The 16,292-nt window shown below is 52.9% G+C and carries 20 protein-coding genes; 7 read left to right on the top strand and 13 right to left on the bottom strand.

Annotated features, from left to right (window positions below):
- Window positions 1–29: 29 nt before the first annotated feature.
- The 6 genes from rpsL to fkpA all read right to left on the bottom strand — a co-directional run bounded on the left by rpsL (window position 30) and on the right by fkpA (window position 3,278).
- Window positions 30–404: a 30S ribosomal protein S12 gene (gene rpsL / locus GFB57_RS06455; RefSeq protein WP_003023654.1), complete on the bottom strand. Its 375-nt coding sequence runs from the start codon at window positions 402–404 to the stop codon at window positions 30–32.
- Between the two features lie 125 nt (window positions 405–529).
- Window positions 530–817, bottom strand: coding sequence for a sulfurtransferase complex subunit TusB (gene tusB / locus GFB57_RS06450; RefSeq protein WP_003023651.1), 288 nt, complete (start codon window positions 815–817; stop codon window positions 530–532).
- 7 nt (window positions 818–824) lie between these two features.
- Complete coding sequence (tusC, locus tag GFB57_RS06445) at window positions 825–1,184, bottom strand: sulfurtransferase complex subunit TusC (protein WP_003023649.1); 360 nt, start codon at window positions 1,182–1,184, stop codon at window positions 825–827.
- On the bottom strand, window positions 1,184–1,570 hold the full coding sequence (tusD, locus tag GFB57_RS06440; protein WP_003023646.1) for a sulfurtransferase complex subunit TusD: 387 nt from the start codon (window positions 1,568–1,570) through the stop codon (window positions 1,184–1,186). The genes tusC and tusD overlap by 1 nt, the downstream gene beginning before the upstream one ends.
- Window positions 1,570–2,292, bottom strand: a complete 723-nt coding sequence (locus tag GFB57_RS06435; protein ID WP_003023643.1) for a transcriptional regulator — start codon at window positions 2,290–2,292, stop codon at window positions 1,570–1,572. Before GFB57_RS06435 ends, tusD begins: the two co-directional genes overlap by 1 nt.
- A gap of 167 nt (window positions 2,293–2,459) precedes the next feature.
- Window positions 2,460–3,278 carry an FKBP-type peptidyl-prolyl cis-trans isomerase gene (fkpA, locus tag GFB57_RS06430; RefSeq protein WP_003023641.1) on the bottom strand — a complete coding sequence of 273 codons (819 nt, stop codon included), beginning with the start codon at window positions 3,276–3,278 and terminating at the stop codon, window positions 2,460–2,462.
- Between the two features lie 232 nt (window positions 3,279–3,510).
- Between fkpA and GFB57_RS06425 the strand changes: the two genes are divergently transcribed.
- Entirely contained in the window at window positions 3,511–3,729 is a 219-nt protein-coding gene (locus tag GFB57_RS06425; protein ID WP_003023639.1) for a protein SlyX, read from the top strand.
- 198 nt (window positions 3,730–3,927) lie between these two features.
- Here the strand turns inward: GFB57_RS06425 and slyD are convergent, their stop codons facing one another.
- The 4 genes from slyD to kefG all read right to left on the bottom strand — a co-directional run bounded on the left by slyD (window position 3,928) and on the right by kefG (window position 7,194).
- On the bottom strand, window positions 3,928–4,533 hold the full coding sequence (gene slyD, locus GFB57_RS06420) for a peptidylprolyl isomerase (RefSeq protein WP_003023634.1): 606 nt from the start codon (window positions 4,531–4,533) through the stop codon (window positions 3,928–3,930).
- A 94-nt stretch (window positions 4,534–4,627) separates the two neighbouring features.
- Entirely contained in the window at window positions 4,628–4,828 is a 201-nt protein-coding gene (locus GFB57_RS06415) for a YheV family putative zinc ribbon protein (RefSeq protein WP_003023632.1), read from the bottom strand.
- Between the two features lie 9 nt (window positions 4,829–4,837).
- The gene (gene kefB / locus GFB57_RS06410) at window positions 4,838–6,643 is read right to left on the bottom strand and encodes a glutathione-regulated potassium-efflux system protein KefB (RefSeq protein ID WP_003023630.1); all 1,806 of its coding nucleotides are present in this window, start codon (window positions 6,641–6,643) and stop codon (window positions 4,838–4,840) included.
- Entirely contained in the window at window positions 6,643–7,194 is a 552-nt protein-coding gene (kefG, locus tag GFB57_RS06405; protein ID WP_003023629.1) for a glutathione-regulated potassium-efflux system ancillary protein KefG, read from the bottom strand. Before kefG ends, kefB begins: the two co-directional genes overlap by 1 nt.
- Before the next feature lie 132 nt (window positions 7,195–7,326).
- On the opposite strand from kefG, the gene GFB57_RS06400 reads away from it, so the two are divergent.
- Window positions 7,327–9,228: an ABC transporter ATP-binding protein gene (locus GFB57_RS06400; RefSeq protein WP_003023627.1), complete on the top strand. Its 1,902-nt coding sequence runs from the start codon at window positions 7,327–7,329 to the stop codon at window positions 9,226–9,228.
- A 52-nt stretch (window positions 9,229–9,280) separates the two neighbouring features.
- Here the strand turns inward: GFB57_RS06400 and GFB57_RS06395 are convergent, their stop codons facing one another.
- Both GFB57_RS06395 and prs read right to left on the bottom strand, forming a co-directional pair.
- Window positions 9,281–10,771, bottom strand: a complete 1,491-nt coding sequence (locus GFB57_RS06395; protein WP_290366945.1) for a nicotinate phosphoribosyltransferase — start codon at window positions 10,769–10,771, stop codon at window positions 9,281–9,283.
- 14 nt (window positions 10,772–10,785) lie between these two features.
- Window positions 10,786–11,646, bottom strand: coding sequence for a ribose-phosphate diphosphokinase (gene prs, locus GFB57_RS06390; protein WP_003023622.1), 861 nt, complete (start codon window positions 11,644–11,646; stop codon window positions 10,786–10,788).
- A gap of 191 nt (window positions 11,647–11,837) precedes the next feature.
- On the opposite strand from prs, the gene GFB57_RS06385 reads away from it, so the two are divergent.
- The 4 genes from GFB57_RS06385 (at window position 11,838) to GFB57_RS06370 (ending at window position 14,799) form a co-directional block, all read left to right on the top strand.
- Window positions 11,838–12,557: an NUDIX domain-containing protein gene (locus tag GFB57_RS06385; protein WP_003023620.1), complete on the top strand. Its 720-nt coding sequence runs from the start codon at window positions 11,838–11,840 to the stop codon at window positions 12,555–12,557.
- Between the two features lie 81 nt (window positions 12,558–12,638).
- Window positions 12,639–13,661 carry a hydrolase gene (locus tag GFB57_RS06380; protein WP_003023617.1) on the top strand — a complete coding sequence of 341 codons (1,023 nt, stop codon included), beginning with the start codon at window positions 12,639–12,641 and terminating at the stop codon, window positions 13,659–13,661.
- Window positions 13,658–13,876 (top strand): YheU family protein, encoded by a 219-nt coding sequence (locus GFB57_RS06375; RefSeq protein WP_003023615.1) that lies wholly within the window; start codon window positions 13,658–13,660, stop codon window positions 13,874–13,876. Before GFB57_RS06380 ends, GFB57_RS06375 begins: the two co-directional genes overlap by 4 nt.
- Window positions 13,877–13,929: 53 nt before the next feature.
- Window positions 13,930–14,799 (top strand): phosphoribulokinase, encoded by an 870-nt coding sequence (locus GFB57_RS06370; RefSeq protein ID WP_003023614.1) that lies wholly within the window; start codon window positions 13,930–13,932, stop codon window positions 14,797–14,799.
- A 98-nt stretch (window positions 14,800–14,897) separates the two neighbouring features.
- Here GFB57_RS06370 and GFB57_RS06365 read toward each other — a convergent pair whose 3' ends face one another.
- Window positions 14,898–15,302 carry an OsmC family protein gene (locus GFB57_RS06365; RefSeq protein WP_003023611.1) on the bottom strand — a complete coding sequence of 135 codons (405 nt, stop codon included), beginning with the start codon at window positions 15,300–15,302 and terminating at the stop codon, window positions 14,898–14,900.
- Window positions 15,303–15,608: 306 nt separating this feature from the next.
- On the opposite strand from GFB57_RS06365, the gene crp reads away from it, so the two are divergent.
- Entirely contained in the window at window positions 15,609–16,241 is a 633-nt protein-coding gene (gene crp / locus GFB57_RS06360; protein ID WP_000242758.1) for a cAMP-activated global transcriptional regulator CRP, read from the top strand.
- Window positions 16,242–16,292: the final 51 nt, after the last annotated feature.

Below are 16,292 nucleotides of genomic sequence, written 5' to 3'. Positions count from 1 at the left end.
AACGTTTGGCCTTACTTAACGGAGAACCATTAAGCCTTAGGACGTTTCACGCCATACTTGGAGCGTGATTGCTTACGGTCTTTAACGCCGGAGCAGTCAAGCGCACCACGAACGGTGTGGTAACGAACACCCGGGAGGTCTTTTACACGACCGCCACGGATCAGGATCACGGAGTGCTCCTGCAGGTTGTGACCTTCACCACCGATGTAGGAAGTCACTTCAAAACCGTTAGTCAGACGAACACGGCATACTTTACGCAGTGCGGAGTTCGGTTTTTTAGGAGTGGTAGTATATACACGAGTACATACGCCACGTTTCTGCGGGCATGCTTCCAGTGCAGGCACGTTGCTTTTTGCAACTTTGCGTGCACGTGGTTTGCGTACCAGCTGGTTAACTGTTGCCATTAAATAGCTCCTGGTTTTAGCTTTTGCTTCGTAAACACGTAATAAAACGACCTCATACAATATGAGGACGCAGAATTTTAGGTCGGTGTCGAAAAGGTGTCAAGAAATATACAACGATCCCACAATTACCAGGACATCTGGCTAGGATGCTTCACCGTAAGTCTGACGAAGTCAGTATAGCTAACCCTGACGACACTGTCTGAAATTTGACCGCTCAACCCGCGAGCCTTAATGTCTTCTTCCAGTACATAGACCTTAATGGAGGCATTTTGCAGACTTTCAAGGAAACGGCTTCCTTCGATTGCTGCCGTCACGCCATCCTGGAGCAATAAAAGTTCATCGTCTTTATCAATCAGACGAAGAAGAGAGGAGAAATCGGTAAGCCACGCGGAGCGATGTAGTGTGTGCAGCATGAGAGTCTCAAAACCTTAAAATGACGTCATAGTTGCCTAACTCACGGCGTAAATCTTCCGGTTCAAGCGCTGTCGCATTGATCACAAAATTACTCCCCTGCTGAAGGCCCCGCTCGCGTAATGAGGCAGCGCAGAGCCAACATTGATCGATATCGTACAACCCTAACAGTTTGAAGGTCGCGATATAGTCTCGCGCCAGCACGGCATCCGGTTGCTGTCCCTGAAGGATTTGAAAGACGCCATCACCGATAAAAAACACACCGAGATCTTCCGTTAATGCAGAGGTCGCCAGCAATGCATCTAACCCTTCACGGCCAGATGCGCTGCCGTGCGGCACGGTAGAAAAGACAAAAGCAACACGTTTCATCAGAATTGCACCACGCGATCGCAGGTCAGGGATGCCTCAGCCAGCGATCCAAGCCCGCTGAGGTTAAAACCTGATTGTAAATTAGCGCCTGCCAGCCCCAGCCGCTTTGCCTCAGTCTCATCAACCACGCCGCGTCGCAACGCCGCAGCCACGCAAATATTCAGTGTTACACCATGCTGTTGGTTCAGCTGTTGCCAGGCCCGTACCAGATCGTATTCATCACTGGCAGGCGAAGTGAGTAGGTTGGCGTTATACACACCTTCACGATAGAAAAAGACGCTGCTTAGCTCATGCCCTTCTTTGAGTAGCGCATGAGCAAATTGCAACGCGCTGCTCGCCTGCTGCGTGCCGTATGCAGGCCCCGTCACCATGATGGCAAAACGCATTACTTATCTTGCCCCTGGAAATCGCCACTTTTGAACTGACGAATATAGAGGTAGACCGTATGTTTGGAGATGTTCAGCCGATCGGCGACCTGGTTGATGGCATCTTTAATATCGAAGATGCCTTTCTCATACAAATTCAGGACTATCTGGCGGTTCTTCGCGTTGTTGGAAACATTACGATCGGCATTCACTTCTTCGATTGTGAATTCCAGCGTCTGGGTAACCAGATCTTCCACCGAAGAAGCAAAGTTGACGGCAGAGCCCACTTCCGGGGTTTCCGGTGGGATAAAGGTATTCATTATCTGCGAGAAAGGGACATCAAGGTTCATGTTGATGCACAGCAGACCAATCACGCGATGCTCACGGTTGCGAATGGCAATCGTCACCGACTTCATCAAGACACCGCTTTTCGCACGTGTGAAGTAACACTTCGACACGCTGCTATCCGCCCCCGTCATATCATGCAGCATACGCAACGCAAGGTCAGTAATCGGTGAGCCAATTTTACGGCCCGTGTGTTCACCGTTAGCAATGCGGATGGCCGAGCATTTCAAATCCTGCAAAGAGTGCAATACGATTTCACAATGGGAACCAATGAGCATCGCCAACCCGTCCACTACCGCTTCGTAGGATTTGAGGATATCGAAGTCGGTTTGATCGAAAGGACGTTGATCCAGCAAATCTAGCTCACTGGTTTCGTTGGTTAAAAGCGACCTGGACATGAAAAAAAGCACTCCTTTTCAGGAGCCTGTCGTTATGTTGTCAGGGCAGGCTCATCACTATTATAGGGGCATCTAAAGTAATACAGCGCACAAGGCGCTTTCCAGTATTAATTATATCCTGTCGATAATAAAAAACCGCCGCCCTGTGGGCGGCGGTTTCTGTTAGCTTATTTTTTGCTGCTGTCTGCAGCTTTATCTGCCGGTGCAGCATCTGGCTGCGCGTCAGCTTTCGGTGCCGGTTTGATGTCTAACAGTTCAACATCAAAGACCAGCGTAGAGTTGGCCGGAATGCCCGGAACGCCCGTTTTGCCGTAAGCCAGATCCGGTGGGATAACCAGCTGGATTTTGCCGCCTTTCTTGATGTTTTTCAGGCCTTCAGTCCAGCCCGGGATTACACCGTCAAGACGGAAAGAGAGCGGCTCACCACGGGTATAAGAGTTATCAAACTCTTTACCATCGATCAGCGTACCTTTGTAGTTAACAACCACGGTATCGCTGTCTTTCGGTGCAGCGCCGGTACCTTCTTTCTCTACTTTGTAGACCAGGCCAGTAGCCGAGGTTTTAACGCCTTTCTCTTTAGCAAATTTCTCGCGGTAAACTTTACCTTTGGCTTCATTGTCAGCCGCGTCTTTTTCCATTTTCGCCTGAGCGGAGCTCTTCACGCGCGCTTCAAACGCCTGCAGAGTTTGTTCGATTTCCTGGTCAGACAGTTTGCTCTTGTCTGCAAACGCATCCTGAACACCAGCGATCAGTTGATCTTTATCAAGTTTGATGCCCAGCTTTTCCTGCTCTTTCAGAGAGTTTTCCATATAACGACCCAGTGACGCGCCCAGCGCGTAAGCGGCTTTTTGGTCGTCATTCTTGAATGCTGCTTTGCTGTCAGCAGTAGCGGCTGGTTTCGCAGCATCAGCAGCGAAGGTGATCGGGGCATGCAGAGCAACAGCCATTGTGGTCGCCAGCAGCGTTACTTTAAACAGTGATTTCATCCATATCTCCAGGGCCGGGGCATCTCACCCCAGGGTTAACTAACATAAAAATGTACTATAAAGCGTTGCAGAACAAATCAACATACAGGCACGCCCTATTATCACCACTTTTCAGACTCTTTTTGTTTAAATTAGTTTCGTGACCGAAGATTGAGTGCTGTGCAAACAGGCAAAGTTAAGTAGAATTCGCCGCAGTCCGCGATCTGCCGGAGAAAAAAGAAAGAGGTGAATCATGCAGGATACAACAATGGAAACTCGCCTGGCTGAACTGGAAAGTCGCCTGGCATTTCAGGAGATAACCATTGAAGAGCTCAACGTGACGGTGACCGCGCATGAACTGGAAATGGCCAAACTGCGCGACCATCTGCGTCTGCTGACGGAAAAGCTCAAAGCAACGCAACCGTCCCACATCGCGTCGCAGTCTGAAGAGACCCCTCCGCCACATTATTGAGACGTAAAAAAGCGGGGATATCCCCGCTTTTTTTGTGTCCGAAAGCGCTAACGCTTATCGGATCTACTCACATATACCCAAAGGATTTCAAATCACAGCAAGGCGGCAAGCTTGAGGAAGTCCTGGGAGCATAGATAACTATGTGACCAGGATTCGAAAGCGCAGCCAACACCGCTGTGGGTTGAAAGACGAAGGGTATTAGTGGCAACCGCAGCCGCCGCCGTTACCTTTACCGCCACCGCCGCAGCAGCCTTCGCCGCCGTGCTCGTGACCATGGTCGTGGCCGTGACCACCGCAGCAACCGTCATGACCGTGGTCATGATCGTGGTCGTGACCGTGCGCACCGTGAACGTGGCCGTGAGCCAGTTCTTCTTCGGTCGCTTCGCGGATAGCAACAACTTCTACGTTGAATTTCAGATTCTGGCCAGCCAGCATGTGGTTACCGTCAACCACAACGTGGTCGTCTTCCACTTCGGTAATTTCTACCGGTACTGGACCCTGGTCAGTTTCAGCCAGGAAACGCATGCCAACCTGCAGTTCGTCAACGCCCATGAAGACGTCTTTAGGAACGCGCTGCACCAGGTTTTCGTCGTACTGACCGTATGCGTCGTTTGCGCCAACAGCAACATCGAATTTGTCGCCAACTTCATGACCGTCCAGCGCTGTTTCCAGGCCAGAAATCAGGGAACCGTGACCATGCAGGTAGTCCAGCGGTGCACTCACCGGAGACTCATCAACCAACACACCGTCTTCTGTACGTACCTGATAGGCCAGGCTGACCACCAGGTCCTTTGCTACTTTCATGATATCTCCTGAGCATGGAAAGAATAGTGGCGCAGATTGTAGCGGAATTCTGCACCCGTGTACCCTCTAGCTTAAAAAAAGCTGCGCCATATCGCTAGTCCGGATGAAAAATCCCGATCACTTGCTCTTCTTTGCGAACGTGCTCGCGCGCCTCTTTATCGGCTTCCCGCATCTGATGACCGCACTTAACACACTCAACAATATCGATATTATTTTCACGCCACATCGCCAGCGTATCCTGCGACTGGCAGGACGGACATTTTGCGCCTGCGATAAAACGTTTACGAATTGCCATGATTATCCTCTACTCAAATTCATCCCAGCCATCCAGCTGACGTCGCTCTTGCTGCATCTCTCGTTGGAAAATTTCCTCCAGCTCGCGCCGTGCTTCCCTGGCTCGAGAGATTTGTACCGTATCTGTATGCATGGGGATCAGTTCCCGCAGCATGCGCATATCCAGCCGACGAAAATGCAGCTGGGCACGCTGGGCCTGGTGCGGATGCATCCCCAGTGTAACCAGCGTTTTACGCCCCAACTCCAGCGCACTGGAGAACGTTTCGCGCGAAAACTGCGTCACACCGGCCTGTAATAACTCATGCGCCTCTACACGTCCGCGCGCTCGCGCAAGAATATGCAAATGCGGAAAATACTGTTGGCACAGTTCCACCAGTTTCATTGTGTCTTCAGGCTCATTACAGGTAATAACAATAGACTGTGCCGCCTCTGCCCCTGCGGAGCGCAACAGTTCCACCTGAGTGGCGTCACCGTAGTAGACCTTATAGCCATATTTGCGCATCAGATTCACCGCGCTGATATCTCGCTCCAGGACGGTAATACGCATTTTATTAGCCATCAACAGGCGACCAATAACCTGACCAAAACGCCCAAACCCCACCACAATCACCTGCGGTTTATCATCTTCCACCCAGGGTTTTTCGTCTTCCTCATCCGTGCCGTTAAACTGGCGGGAGAGCCATTTATCAATCAACTTCATCACCAGCGGCGTGGTCATCATCGACAGCGTGACGGTCACCAGCAGCAACGCCATTTGGTCGCCCTGAAACAGCCGTTGCGAGGATGCCGTTGAAAACAGCACGAAAGCGAATTCACCACCCTGACTTAAAACCCCGGCAAATTGCATCCGTTCAGAGCTTCTCATGCCGTTAAGACGCGCCAGTACATACAGCACCAGCATTTTTACGACCACCAGCACGATCACACTCGCTGCCACCCACAGAATATGGGTGTAGAGCACGCCGAGATTGAGCGACATGCCAACGGAGATAAAAAACAGCCCGAGCAACAGTCCTTTAAAAGGATCGATTGCCGTTTCCAGCTCATGTCGGTATTCACTTTCCGCCAGCAGCACACCCGCGATAAACGTTCCCAGCGCCATTGACAGCCCCAGCGCATCCATAAATAAAGCAGAACCCAGCACCAACAGTAGCGTGGCAGCGGTGAACACTTCCCGCACGCCAGAATCCGCAATAAAGCGGAAAACCGGACGCAGCAAATAGCGCCCGCCAATCAGCATGCCGGCAAAGGCCAGCACCTTCATTCCCACTTTAATCCAGTCAAAATGTTCGTCAGCAGACCCCGCCAGCAGCGGAACCAGCGCCAGCGCAGGGATCACCGCCAGATCCTGAAACAGCAGCACCGAAAAACCCAACTGCCCGGATTCACTGCGGTTCATGCCTTTCTCACGCATCAACTGCAGCGCCATCGCGGTCGATGACATCGCCAGACCAATGCCGCCAACCACTGCCGCCTGCCAGGAGAACGCAGTGAGCATCAATAATCCGGCCAACACCACCGCGCTCAGCATCACCTGCGCGGCGCCGACGCCAAAAATTGAACGCCGCAGTTGCCACAGCTTGGCCGGATTAAGTTCCAACCCAATGATGAACATCAGAAAAACCACGCCCAGCTCGGAAAAGTGCAGGATTTCATCCACATCGCTGATGAACCCTAATCCCCACGGGCCGATGGCAATACCCGCCAGCAAGTATCCCAACACCGGGCCGATACCCAACCGCGATGCCAACGGTACCGCCGCCACCGCTGCGAAGAGGAACAACACTCCGGCTGTCAACAAATCTGAACCTTCCATCAGCGGCCTCCCACAGGGATCGGATTCGCCAGCCAGTCACCATACGCTTTCGCATGGCTGTCCAGCTCCTGCTTCGTTTGCCTTCTGGCCCAGTAAACGATAATAGGGCTCATCCAGTGCATGCGGCACATACCGGCCGTCAGCTCGAAAGGGCGCAGCACATCGCTCATTGGATAACGGTTTAGCGCGTCATAGCGGTAGGCACTTTCCGGTTCTCCGGTAGTGATAACGCTACGCCAGTACTTTCCCGCCAGTTGATTCCCTCCGGGACCGCTGGCAAATCCGCGGCTCAGTACGCGGTCAAGCCACTCCTTTAACAGCGCCGGACAGCTATAGGTGTAAAGCGGATGCTGAAAAACGATCACATCATGCTCACGCAGCAGCGCCTGTTCATGCGGAATATCGATAAAAAAATCAGGATAGTGCGCGTAAAGGTCGTGCACGGTAACATTGCTGAGCTGCATGGCCGGTTTAAGCAGAACACGGTTCGCGACCGAGTCCTGAGATTCCGGATGGGCATACAGCAGCAAGACTTTCGCTGGCTGGAACATCATCCCCCTCCCGGTTTTGTCTTTTGTCTATTTTCGACGTTTTGGGCTACCATTGCGCCTCGGTGCGGCAAACGGCCCGCACATTACATTATCATAATGATAAATTAACATAGTCTGAACATACGGCGCCTTATGATTGTTTTCTCATCGTTACAAATTCGTCGCGGCGTGCGCGTCTTGCTGGACAATGCCACGGCCACCATTAATCCAGGGCAGAAGGTTGGCCTGGTGGGTAAAAATGGCTGCGGTAAATCTACCCTGCTGGCATTGCTGAAAAATGAACTCAGCGCCGACGCTGGAGGATTTACCTATCCGGGAAACTGGCAGCTCGCGTGGGTGAATCAGGAAACGCCTGCGTTGCCACAGCCCGCGCTGGAGTACGTCATTGACGGTGACCGCGAATATCGTCAACTGGAAGCGCAGTTGAACGACGCCAACGAACGTAACGATGGACATGCCATTGCCACTGTCCATGGCAAGCTGGATGCCATCGACGCCTGGACCGTGCGTTCACGCGCCGCCAGCCTGCTGCATGGCCTCGGTTTCTCCAACGAACAGCTTGAACGGCCGGTCAGCGACTTCTCCGGTGGCTGGCGTATGCGCCTCAACCTGGCCCAGGCGCTGATTTGCCGTTCAGACCTACTACTGCTCGATGAACCTACCAACCACCTCGATCTCGACGCGGTGATCTGGCTGGAAAGATGGCTGAAAAGCTATCAGGGCACGCTGATCTTGATCTCCCACGACCGCGACTTCCTCGATCCGGTGGTGGACAAAATTATTCATATCGAACAGCAAACCATGTTCGAGTACACCGGCAACTACAGCGCGTTTGAAATACAGCGTGCGACCCGCCTCGCGCAGCAACAGGCAATGTACGAAAGCCAGCAGGAGCGCGTGGCACATCTGCAAAGCTATATCGATCGTTTCCGCGCTAAAGCAACGAAAGCAAAACAGGCGCAGAGTCGTATCAAAATGCTGGAACGCATGGAGCTGATTGCCCCAGCGCACGTGGACAACCCGTTCCACTTCAGCTTCCGTGAACCGGAAAGCCTGCCAAACCCGCTGCTGAAGATGGAAAAGGTCAGCGCTGGCTACGGCGATCGCGTCATTCTCGATTCGATCAAACTGAACCTGGTGCCGGGTTCCCGCATCGGTCTGCTCGGTCGCAACGGCGCGGGTAAATCGACGCTGATTAAGCTGCTGGCCGGCGAACTGGCCCCCATCAGCGGCGAGATTGGCCTGGCGAAAGGCATCAAGCTGGGCTACTTCGCGCAGCACCAGCTGGAGTTTTTACGCGCCGATGAATCACCAATTCAGCATCTGGCGCGCATGGCGCCGCAGGAGCTGGAGCAGAAACTACGAGACTACCTGGGTGGATTCGGCTTCCAGGGCGATAAAGTCAGCGAAGAGACTCGCCGCTTCTCCGGTGGTGAAAAGGCGCGTCTGGTGCTGGCATTGATCGTCTGGCAGCGCCCGAACCTGCTGCTGCTCGATGAACCGACCAACCACCTGGACTTAGATATGCGTCAGGCGCTGACCGAAGCGCTGATCGATTTTGAAGGCGCGCTGGTTGTCGTCTCGCACGACCGTCACCTGATCCGCTCCACCACCGACGACCTCTATCTGGTACACGACAAGAAAGTCGAGCCGTTTGACGGCGATCTGGAGGATTATCAGCAGTGGCTGAGCGATGTGCAGAAACAGGAAAATCAGAGCGACGAACCAGCGAAAGAGAGCGTTAACAGCGCCCAGGCACGTAAAGACCAGAAGCGTCGTGAAGCGGAACTGCGCACTCTGACGCAACCGCTGCGCAAAGAGATCACCCGTCTGGAAAAAGAGATGGAGAAACTGCACGCGCAGTTAGCTCAGGCGGAAGAGAAACTCGGCGACAGCGAACTGTACGACCAAAGCCGCAAAGCCGAACTCACCGCTTGTCTGCAGCAGCAGGCCAGTGCGAAATCCGGACTGGAAGAGTGTGAAATGGCCTGGCTGGAGGCTCAGGAGCAGCTTGAGCAGATGCTCGCCGAGTAGTCATAATTGCCGGATCTGACGCCAATACGTCCTATCCGGCATTTTTGTTGAATTATCCCTGCATCGCCAGACGCTGGCGGATTTCTTCGAAATGCTCGCGGTTAAACAGCTTGCCGTTGAGAAAACGAGTTTTCAGCTCCCCTTCCTGCTCTTGTTTCCAGGTTTGTTCATCATGCAGACGCAATTCCCCTTGCTCATCACGCGTGACGCGAAGCAGACCACGGGCTGAACGCTTCAGGCCATTATCGGTTTTCGGCTCTTTGAAAATCGTCCGGCCTTTGCCGTCGACTTCTCCCCACGTCGCTTTCATCGCAAAACCGAAGGTGTCACGCGTGTTGTACTGATAGGTAAAGGAACCGACGCCAAACACGACGTTTGAACTGGCAAAGCCTTTCGCTTCCAGACGACGCAGGATCTCATTCGCTCGCTCAAGGGTGATGGAGTCGCCATAAATCAGTCCAACATGCGGGTCGAGCACCTTGTAACCTTTGGCGTTAATCGTACCGCCAAAAATCTCCCACAGCACTTCCACGGACCCTTTCTCCTGAGCGGTACGATCGCTGCTTGTATCGTTATCTTCGCCAGTACCGCACAGAATCTCTACCGGGTTGCTGCTATCCGGACGGAATACCACACGACCTTCACGCGCCAGAATGATGCTCTTCAGTTCGCGGGTAAATTCCATCAGCACCTGCCAGTAGTCCCAGGTATCAGATACTATCGATACAAATCCTTGCGGGTAAAGATCGGCAATCAGGCGGCGGAAGGTTTCAATCTCATGCTCGCGCTCGCCCATACACATCACGCTGTGTTCAGTAGCTGGAATGCTGGCGCCGATAAAATAGGGCTCGCCGTCGGTGTAGTAATCGCGGGCGTACAACAGAGATGGAATACTGTCGGTCCCTTTAAAGCTCAACAAATGCCCACTGCCCGCCTGCATGGTGTCCTGTAATCCGGACATACCGCGAAATGAAAAGTCATGGCACTGGAAGTCAAGATGCGTCTGGTCGCTACAGGTTTTCTGTGCCCAGCGTGCGCAGATTTTGCGGTAATGGTGAGCAATCGTGGCGTTTGTCGACGCTTTCCACAATTCCGCCGACAGGACGGTCTCCAGGTAATTCACCAGCCAGAAAAATTCGGGTTTGGTGTTGATAATGGTTAAAACCGGCACCGTCATTGGGACTTTGCTACCTTCATCCAGCGCCTTGATGTGCAGCGGCAGATAGCCCAACTGATGCAATGCACGAATATGGTCCACCGCCACTGCATCTTTGCCGAGATAGCTATCCATGACCTGTTTGTATTCACTCACAACCTCATCTTCCGGGCGGGCAAAGAACGCCTCATTAAACAGGTCGACTAAAAACCACTGCATAAACCCCTGCAGGCCGAAAAATACCAGTTTGCCATCCGCCAACGGCGAGGAGAAAAAGCGATCGCTGCGTGGGGTAAAGTTGGAATACACGCGACGGGTGCCCTGCGGATACTGCACGCGGTGAGACACTTTGTAGCCGTCGATAGCTAAAATTGGATTCATTTTCATAACAGGTGTCTCCCTCAGGCGCGGTAAATCGCGTCAATATCGATAAGTTCAAGCTGCGGATGTTCCAGCGTCGGGGCAGCTAAAGAAGTGGTGGTGTAGATGGCGTCAATACCGTTAGCAAACAGGTGTTCAACGCCCTTAGAAAAGATCCCGTGGGTGACGTACAGGCTAACGCTGCGGGCACCGGCATCACGTAGCACCTGCGCAGAACCTATGAAGGTGCCGCCAGCATCACACAGGTCGTCGACAATCAGCAGATCCCTCCCCCTGACGTCTCCGGCCAATAACGCAAATCCCGTCAGGCTGCCGCTTGCCACATCACGTTTTTTGCTCAGGATGGCGTACTGCTCCACACCGGCCGCTCTGGCTACGGCATCAATCTTCTTCAGCGATCCTGCATCGGGAGCAACCAACATCAGCGCGTTTTGCTGAAACAGCCGCGATAATGACGCGCTTTGCATCAGGCAAACCTCCTGGGGGATCGCCACAAAGTTGTCGATTGCAGCCGCCGCCGCGTCACTGTGCGGGTCGAGCACGTTGACCTTGTCAAATTTCAACGTATTGAGCTGACTGGCGAAGACTTTCAGCGCAAAGCTGTCACCCGATACCATATGTCTGTCCTGACGCGCCCACGGCAGCCAGGGAAGGTCGAGATGGCTGACCAGTACATCGGTCTGATGACGGACCGCCTCAACCAGTTGCGCCAGCAGCATAAAATCGTTCATATCGCGCATAGCCGTGGCACGGATGCGCATCAGGCGAGCAAAGGTTGGCAACGCATCGGTGACTTTTAACCAGACAGCACCATCAGGAAAAACACCGCTGGCAACGGCATAGACCTGGTCGTCCAAAGTTAGTGTCAATTTTATGTTCATCGCGCTCACCCCTTAATTGTGTCCCTTCGACACAATTAATAGTGTCCCTAAGACACATATTAAGCAAGCAGAAAATGAATTATTTTTAAGCTGTTAGTTAATCCACTGATAAGTAATGAGAAAAAACGAACCTTGCCCCCCGTTGCCGGGCTGGTACACTTATCAGCGTTACAAATCATCGTGAGTACCTTATGACCACCGAAGCCGACTACCTGAATCAGTACGACGCCAGCCGCTTCCCTTCACCTCTGGTGACAGTAGATAGTGTGTTATTTACCCTGCATCAACAGGCGCTGTGCGTATTACTGGTCGAGCGGGCAAAGCAGCCGCAAAAAGGACGTTGGGGATTACCCGGCGGCTTTATTGATATCGAAAACGATGATTCAACCCGTACCACCGCGCTGCGCAAACTCACTGAAAAAACGGGTGTTTCGCCTTCGTGGCTGGAACAACTGGATACCTTTTCCGGGCCTGATCGTGACCCGCGCGGCTGGAGCCTGACGGTCACCTGGTTTGCACTAATCGCCTGGGTAGACTGCGCGCCCCATATCGCCAGCGTCAGCAATGCCCGTTGGGTGCCGGTTGATGAGCTGAAAAACTATTCACTCGCGTTTGATCACGAGAAAATCATTACAGCGGCGCTGCATCGCTTGCGGCAAAAAACGATGTACTCGCTCCTGCCAGTGTACTGCTTGCCAGAAACATTTACCCATGGGCAACTACTCGAAGCCACTGAGGTGATCCTCGGTCAGTCGATCCAGCGTAAAAGTCTGATTCGTCGCTTTGAAGCGTCAGGAATGTTTGAAGATACTGGAGAAAGCGTGGCGACAGGGACGCGTAAAGCCCGCCTGTGGCGACGTAAACCTAACGTCGATTTTCATTTTTTCTCGCGTAACCTGCTGACTGACTAGCGACAAAATCACATATTGGCTAACCCGCACGCGCTGTGCGCGGTATAGTTATTCTTTCCGATTATTAATTGCTCCGGTGTTATGGTTGAAATCACGTCCACAGAAATGACCCCACCTACCGACGATTCGCGAGAATTCCGCCCGATGCGCGGTATCAGTAACTGCCATCTGCAGACGATGCTGCCGCGATTAATTCGCCGTAAGGTGAAGTTCGACGCCCACTGGCAGCGTCTGGAATTGCCCGACGGCGATTTCGTCGATCTGGCGTGGAGTGAAGATCCGCAACAGGCGAAACACAAACCGCGCCTGGTGGTTTTTCACGGTCTGGAAGGTAGTCTGAACAGCCCCTACGCACATGGCCTGATTGAAGCAGCACAAAAGCGCGGCTGGCTGGGCGTGGTAATGCATTTTCGCGGTTGCAGTGGTGAGCCCAATCGTTTGAACCGTATTTATCACTCCGGTGAAACAGAAGATGGCACCTGGTTTTTACACTGGCTGGATCGTGAGTTCGGTCGCGCACCGACCGCCGCGGTAGGTTATTCACTCGGTGGAAACATGCTGGCTTGTCTGCTGGCAAAAGAAGGCAACGATATTCCGATAGATGCAGCGGTTATCGTTTCTGCGCCTTTCGTGCTCGAAGCCTGTAGCTACCATATGGACAAGGGCTTTTCCCGTGTCTATCAGCGCTACCTGCTCAATTTATTGAAAGCCAACGCCTCGCGTAAGCTTGAGGCGTATCCAGGTTCGCTGCCGGTAAGTCTGGCCCAGTTGAAATCTTTGCGCCGCATTCGCGATTTTGACGATCTGATCACCGCCAAAATCCACGGTTTCGCCGATGCTATAGACTATTACCGCCAGTGCAGCGCCATGCCGTTGCTCAATCGGATCGCCAAACCAACGCTGATTATCCATGCTAAAGACGATCCGTTTATGGATCATCACGTGATCCCGAAACCGGAAAATCTGCCTTCGCAGGTGGAATATCAGCTGACTGAACATGGCGGCCACGTCGGATTTATTGGTGGCACAGTGTGCCGTCCTGAGATGTGGCTGGAATCAAGAATCCCGGACTGGCTGACAACGTATCTGGAGGCGTCATCATGATTATCCCATGGCAAGATATCTCTCCGGACGCGCTGGACAATCTGATTGAAAGCTTTGTCTTGCGTGAAGGCACCGATTACGGTGAACATGAACGCTCGCTCGAACAAAAAGTCGCCGACGTCAAACGCCAACTACAATCAGGTGAAGCCGTGCTGGTGTGGTCCGAACTGCATGAAACGGTCAACATTATGCCGAGGAAGCAGATTCACGAGTAATCCGTAGCCGTCGGCCGACTTTACTATAATTACAACCATTTCATGGAGTTGTTATGTCTGCCAAACATCCGGTGATTGCGGTAACAGGATCCAGCGGCGCGGGGACCACCACCACCAGCCTCGCGTTTCGTAAAATTTTCGCGCAGTTAAACCTGCGCGCCGCCGAGGTGGAAGGTGACAGTTTTCACCGCTATACCCGTCCGGAAATGGACATGGCGATTCGCAAAGCACGCGATGCCGGGCGGCATATCAGCTATTTCGGCCCCGAAGCTAACGACTTCGGTCTGCTGGAGCAAACCTTCATTGAATACGGCCAGACGGGCAAAGGTCAGTCGCGTAAATACCTGCACACCTACGATGAAGCAGTACCGTGGAATCAGGTTCCGGGGACATTCACGCCCTGGCAGCCGCTGCCTGAACCGACGGATGTCCTGTTCTATGAGGGACTTCACGGCGGCGTTGTCACCCCTCAGCAAAATGTGGCCCGGCATGTCGATCTGCTGGTTGGCGTGGTGCCAATCGTGAACCTGGAGTGGATCCAGAAGCTGATCCGCGATACCAGCGAGCGTGGACACTCGCGTGAAGCGGTGATGGACTCGGTGGTGCGCTCAATGGACGATTACATCAATTACATCACGCCACAGTTTTCCCGTACGCATATCAACTTCCAACGCGTACCAACCGTCGATACCTCTAATCCCTTTGCCGCCAAGAGCATTCCGTCACTCGATGAAAGCTTTGTCGTTATTCATTTTCGTAATCTGGAAGGGATCGACTTCCCGTGGCTACTGGCCATGCTGCAGGGCTCATTCATTTCTCATATCAATACGTTGGTCGTACCGGGCGGAAAAATGGGTCTGGCGATGGAATTGATTATGCTGCCGCTGGTGCAGCGACTGATGGAAGGCAAAAAGATAGAGTGATATGTGGAAAGCGCCCGATGGCGCTTCGCTTATCGGGCCTACGACTCAACATCACCCTGTAGGCCGGATAAGGCAACGCCGCCATCCGGCATCAGCAATTACGCGGCAACCACTTCATAGGAGTGGGTAATGTTCACCGCCTTTTCCAGCATCAGCGCCACGGAGCAGTATTTTTCCGCCGAAAGATCGACCGCACGTGCGACGGACGCATCTTTCAGATCGTTACCCGTTACGATGAAATGCAGGTTGATATGGGTAAACAGGCGCGGCGCTTCATCACGACGCTCGGAGGTCAGCTTCACTTCGCAGTTGGTCACATCCTGACGACCCTTTTGCAGGATCGACACCACATCAATTGCGCTGCAACCACCCGCAGCCATTAAGACCATTTCCATCGGGCTCGGCGCTTTATCACCGGAATTACCGTCCATCAAAATCTGGTGGCCAGAGGCGGACTCACCGAGGAAGGTCAGCCCTTCAACCCACTTAACACGTGCTTGCATATTTTATTACTCCGATGCATCAATTTTCCTGACAGATTACGCGCACACAACAAATCTCGCAACGGAAGGCGACCTGCGTCATGCTGAAGCGAGACACCAGGAGACACACGGCGAAAGCTATGCTAAAACAGTCGGGATGCTACAGTAATACATTGACGTACTGCATGTATGCAGAGGACATCACATTACAGGCCGTCGCACGTATTGACAGCCCCCTTCCCAGGTAGCGGGAAGCACATTTTTGCAAACCCAGAGACAGGATGTTTTTTGGCTCTGGAGACAGCTTATAACAGAGGATAACCGCGCATGGTGCTTGGCAAACCGCAAACAGACCCGACTCTCGAATGGTTCTTGTCTCATTGCCATATTCATAAGTACCCATCGAAGAGCACGCTGATTCACCAGGGTGAAAAAGCGGAAACGTTGTACTACATCGTTAAAGGCTCAGTGGCAGTGCTGATCAAAGATGAAGAAGGGAAAGAAATGATCCTTTCTTATCTGAATCAGGGCGATTTTATTGGTGAATTAGGCCTCTTCGAAGAAGGTCAGGAACGCAGCGCCTGGGTCCGTGCTAAAACTGCATGTGAAGTCGCTGAAATTTCCTACAAAAAATTTCGCCAATTAATCCAGGTCAATCCAGATATTCTGATGCGCCTGTCCTCTCAGATGGCTCGCCGTCTGCAGGTCACGTCTGAAAAAGTGGGCAACCTTGCCTTCCTCGACGTTACCGGTCGTATCGCGCAGACTCTGCTGAATCTGGCGAAACAGCCTGATGCGATGACCCACCCGGACGGCATGCAGATTAAAATCACCCGTCAGGAAATCGGCCAGATCGTTGGCTGCTCCCGTGAGACCGTCGGTCGTATTCTGAAGATGCTGGAAGATCAGAACCTGATCTCCGCACACGGTAAGACCATCGTCGTCTACGGCACACGTTAACCCCATCGAAGTGGCGCGTTACCCCGTAATGCGCCACTTTTGTTTGCTCCG

The organism is Citrobacter sp. S39 (genome assembly GCF_009495675.1).
GTDB lineage: Bacteria > Pseudomonadota > Gammaproteobacteria > Enterobacterales > Enterobacteriaceae > Citrobacter > Citrobacter freundii.
This window is presented reverse-complemented; position numbering and strand designations above follow the sequence as displayed.

Excerpts from the sequence above, each read along its gene's own strand:
- GFB57_RS06380 (WP_003023617.1), top strand. The coding sequence starts at position 12,639 with ATGGTTGAAATCACGTCCACAGAAATGACCCCACCTACCGACGATTCG.
- fkpA (WP_003023641.1), bottom strand. The coding sequence starts at position 3,278 with ATGAAATCACTGTTTAAAGTAACGCTGCTGGCGACCACAATGGCTGTT.
- kefG (WP_003023629.1), bottom strand. The coding sequence starts at position 7,194 with ATGTTCCAGCCAGCGAAAGTCTTGCTGCTGTATGCCCATCCGGAATCT.
- tusB (WP_003023651.1), bottom strand. The coding sequence starts at position 817 with ATGCTGCACACACTACATCGCTCCGCGTGGCTTACCGATTTCTCCTCT.
- GFB57_RS06400 (WP_003023627.1), top strand. The coding sequence starts at position 7,327 with ATGATTGTTTTCTCATCGTTACAAATTCGTCGCGGCGTGCGCGTCTTG.
- GFB57_RS06435 (WP_003023643.1), bottom strand. The coding sequence starts at position 2,292 with ATGTCCAGGTCGCTTTTAACCAACGAAACCAGTGAGCTAGATTTGCTG.
- GFB57_RS06370 (WP_003023614.1), top strand. The coding sequence starts at position 13,930 with ATGTCTGCCAAACATCCGGTGATTGCGGTAACAGGATCCAGCGGCGCG.
- tusD (WP_003023646.1), bottom strand. The coding sequence starts at position 1,570 with ATGCGTTTTGCCATCATGGTGACGGGGCCTGCATACGGCACGCAGCAG.
- GFB57_RS06365 (WP_003023611.1), bottom strand. The coding sequence starts at position 15,302 with ATGCAAGCACGTGTTAAGTGGGTTGAAGGGCTGACCTTCCTCGGTGAG.
- tusC (WP_003023649.1), bottom strand. The coding sequence starts at position 1,184 with ATGAAACGTGTTGCTTTTGTCTTTTCTACCGTGCCGCACGGCAGCGCA.
- rpsL (WP_003023654.1), bottom strand. The coding sequence starts at position 404 with ATGGCAACAGTTAACCAGCTGGTACGCAAACCACGTGCACGCAAAGTT.
- crp (WP_000242758.1), top strand. The coding sequence starts at position 15,609 with ATGGTGCTTGGCAAACCGCAAACAGACCCGACTCTCGAATGGTTCTTG.
- GFB57_RS06375 (WP_003023615.1), top strand. The coding sequence starts at position 13,658 with ATGATTATCCCATGGCAAGATATCTCTCCGGACGCGCTGGACAATCTG.
- GFB57_RS06395 (WP_290366945.1), bottom strand. The coding sequence starts at position 10,771 with ATGAAAATGAATCCAATTTTAGCTATCGACGGCTACAAAGTGTCTCAC.
- GFB57_RS06385 (WP_003023620.1), top strand. The coding sequence starts at position 11,838 with ATGACCACCGAAGCCGACTACCTGAATCAGTACGACGCCAGCCGCTTC.
- kefB (WP_003023630.1), bottom strand. The coding sequence starts at position 6,643 with ATGGAAGGTTCAGATTTGTTGACAGCCGGAGTGTTGTTCCTCTTCGCA.
- GFB57_RS06415 (WP_003023632.1), bottom strand. The coding sequence starts at position 4,828 with ATGGCAATTCGTAAACGTTTTATCGCAGGCGCAAAATGTCCGTCCTGC.
- GFB57_RS06425 (WP_003023639.1), top strand. The coding sequence starts at position 3,511 with ATGCAGGATACAACAATGGAAACTCGCCTGGCTGAACTGGAAAGTCGC.
- prs (WP_003023622.1), bottom strand. The coding sequence starts at position 11,646 with ATGAACATAAAATTGACACTAACTTTGGACGACCAGGTCTATGCCGTT.
- slyD (WP_003023634.1), bottom strand. The coding sequence starts at position 4,533 with ATGAAAGTAGCAAAGGACCTGGTGGTCAGCCTGGCCTATCAGGTACGT.